The organism is Gelidibacter sp. (genome assembly GCF_035515035.1).
Classification (GTDB): Bacteria; Bacteroidota; Bacteroidia; order Flavobacteriales; family Flavobacteriaceae; genus Gelidibacter.
In genome coordinates, this window is the sequence record NZ_DATJCA010000099.1 from 1 (window position 1) to 2,887 (window position 2,887).

Annotated in this window: 2 protein-coding genes and 2 pseudogenes; all 4 read right to left on the minus strand. The window is 39.6% G+C overall.

The window, feature by feature from the left end; all coding sequences use genetic code 11:
- A pseudogene (locus VLZ86_RS07770) lies at positions 1-536 on the minus strand (fructose-bisphosphate aldolase); the annotation flags it as partial.
- 224 nt (positions 537-760) lie between these two features.
- Positions 761-1,432 carry a hypothetical protein gene (locus VLZ86_RS07775; RefSeq protein ID WP_325450062.1) on the minus strand — a complete coding sequence of 224 codons (672 nt, stop codon included), beginning with the start codon at positions 1,430-1,432 and terminating at the stop codon, positions 761-763.
- A gap of 46 nt (positions 1,433-1,478) precedes the next feature.
- Positions 1,479-2,576, minus strand: a complete 1,098-nt coding sequence (locus tag VLZ86_RS07780) for a site-2 protease family protein (protein WP_325450063.1) — start codon at positions 2,574-2,576, stop codon at positions 1,479-1,481.
- 47 nt (positions 2,577-2,623) lie between these two features.
- Positions 2,624-2,887 (minus strand): annotated as a pseudogene (locus VLZ86_RS07785) (type II glyceraldehyde-3-phosphate dehydrogenase); the annotation flags it as partial.

Sequence of the window (2,887 nt, forward strand, 5' to 3'; positions counted from 1 at the left end):
TTACTTTCTTTTGAACCAAAATAAATGGTAGCACCCACGGCAACAGCTCCCATATCCCAAGCCGATTTAACCTTTCCAAATAGTGTTTGGTCATAGGTATTTGGATAGGTAAGCAGTTCATTGTGGTTGATTTTTACAATAAATGGGATTTTGTGAGCATATTTTCGGGCGTTCAACCCCAGTACACCAAACGTAGATGCCACAGCATTACAACCAGCTTCAATAGCTAGTTTTATTATATTCTCGGGGTCAAAATAGTCTCGGTTTTTATAGAACGAAAAAGCGGCACTATGTTCAATACCTTGATCGACAGGCAGAATGCTCAAGTAACCTGTGCTTCCCAGATTACCGTGTTTGTACAACTGGGAAAGGCTTCGCAGTACTTGTGGATTTCTATTGCTATTTCCAAATAACTGATCAAGACCATCCTTAGCGGGGGTTTGCAATTCATTCTTTGTTAATTTTTCACAAACATGATCCAAATAGAAGGATGCCTTTTCCCCCAACAGTTCTGCAATATTTTCGTTCATTTTCATTTTTTTTACTTTAATCAATTCAAAAACTTTTATTTGTTTTGGAAATGGATGTAGATGCATCGGTTTCAATCTGGATAAGTATTATAACCAGAGTGCAAACTTGTAATGCACTTATATAATTTTTTTGCTCAGGAACGTAACTGTGTTCTATAGAAGCAAAAGGAATAACCTTCCCCGAAGCCTTGAAATTGGTATATTTTTTTCATTTGCCTTTCATGTTGATTTCATTTATAGTAAACAATAAAATAATCACCGTTCGCTTGTTTAAACACCTGCTTCTGTAATAAACCCGAAAGTGTCAAATATTCTGTTACGTCATAGTTGATTGTTCTTACCCGCATGCCCATTAGATAAGCCTTAATGGAAATCCTTTCTGTAATCTTCAGGTTGTTATTTTCTTTAATGAGCACACGATTGGTGATATCTACATTGTTTTTAGACCCAAGGAAATTAAGAATACCCGTTTCCACATGCATCGTCAGGCTCATACTGCGTACCATGTCATCAACCGCTAAAGCATATAGCTTTTTAAAATCTCCCGATTTCACAGACACCCTGACCTTCCTCTTTTTGGGATTGACTGCAAAGACCGATAAAAGCACATCCGCTTCTCCCGGACGGCACTCGTAACTGGTTGTGTAAGTTTCTTCTAACTTTTGTGCTTCGTCATAAAGTTCTGTTTTGATATTTATAAAGAAAGTCCCACCCCTTCGGGTCATTTTTCCGGCAGTAAATATTTGCTTCCCTGTAAGTTTTCCCTTTTTGTCAAAACTTTGTCTTGTTATCTTTTTGCCTTCTATTTGCTCAATCAACATTGCTTTGTCCTGAGCTTGGATTGACGCAAAAGGAAATAGAAGCAGAGAGAAAAATAATATTATGAAAATTGATTTATTCACGTCGCGTTTTTTTCTTTTAAGCCAGATAGGAAGGCTTTTGTTAACTTTACTTTCCTGATAAGGCTTGTTGGACCAAAATCAATTCACTTATATTTTCTTTATCTACCATGCCAACCAGTATGCCGTTATCCTGTACAGGATAAACCTTATAACCCTTTGTTGTCATGTTTGAGTAAACGTCCTGCAGGCTCATCTCCGGTGAAAGTATTGTGAAGTCCGTCCGCATGCTGTTCCTTACAGGAGACGATTTTCCGAAAGCAGACAAGCCCTGTATCAGTTCTTTCCGCGAAAGCACGCCATGAACTTTGCCATCTGTAGCTACAAGAAAATCCTGCTCCTTACCGTCGAGCAGTATCTGAACTGCTTTCTCAAGGCTGTCGTTTGGAAGCAGGGTAGTAAACCGTGTCATCAACACTTTTCGAACATCATAGCCTTCCAATATGCTGTGTGTAGCTTCATACGTAGCTTCGCTACTGGCCCCTAGATATATAAACAATCCGATAAAAACAAGCCAGAAACTGTAGAAAAAGCCCAGAAAAACTAACATTATTGCTAGGAATTGACCTACTTCGGCAGCAATTCGTGTGGCCTTGGATCTATCCATTTTGAAAGCAAGAAGCGCTCGCAATACCCTGCCACCGTCCATTGGGAAAGCCGGTATAAGGTTAAATACAGCCAAAATGGTATTTGCCGCAAAGAGGTTGAAAACAAAAGACTCGGTTTGCATGTGATCCACGTTTTTTAGCACAGTCCAATCAGGCATAGTAGCCGAGAGCTGCATATATGTCCACAGAGCAGCAGCAATAACTATATTAACGGCTGGGCCTGCAAATGCCACCACCAATTCCTGTTTTGGCTTTCTTGGCATGCTTTCAAGAGTGGCTACCCCCCCGATAGGGTAAACAGTAACGTCTTTTGTCTGAATATTGAACCGCTTAGCTGCAAGAGCGTGTCCAAATTCATGAAATATCACACAGGCAAACAAAGCAAGGATAAAAATCACTCCCCATATTGCTTCAGAAAAACCATGACCCATTTGTGTGTGCATCAGGAATACCCAAGCTAGGAGTATCACAAACGTCCAATGAATAAACACCTTTATGCCTAAAATATTTCCGAGATACAAAGCCCCTTTCTTTTTCATAACATTCTGTTTTATTTATCTGATAACTTATTTCTTTTGCTCACCGACTAATAAAAACTTTGTTTTATTCCTAGGCTTTCGTTCGTCTTTATTATTGACTTTTCAGCATTTGGTTCTATCCCAGTCAATGCACGGATAGCGTCTATGGTTTCAGGGATTACGATGGCCTGATTGTCTACTACGTAAGCATAAAACAATTCATCGCCCTGTACTTTCAGCATATCTTTCCATACAGCTACTTCATACATATCACCATACGGACGACCCATTTCCAACATCAGCTCTTTCACCGTATTGGTGGCTGGCAACCC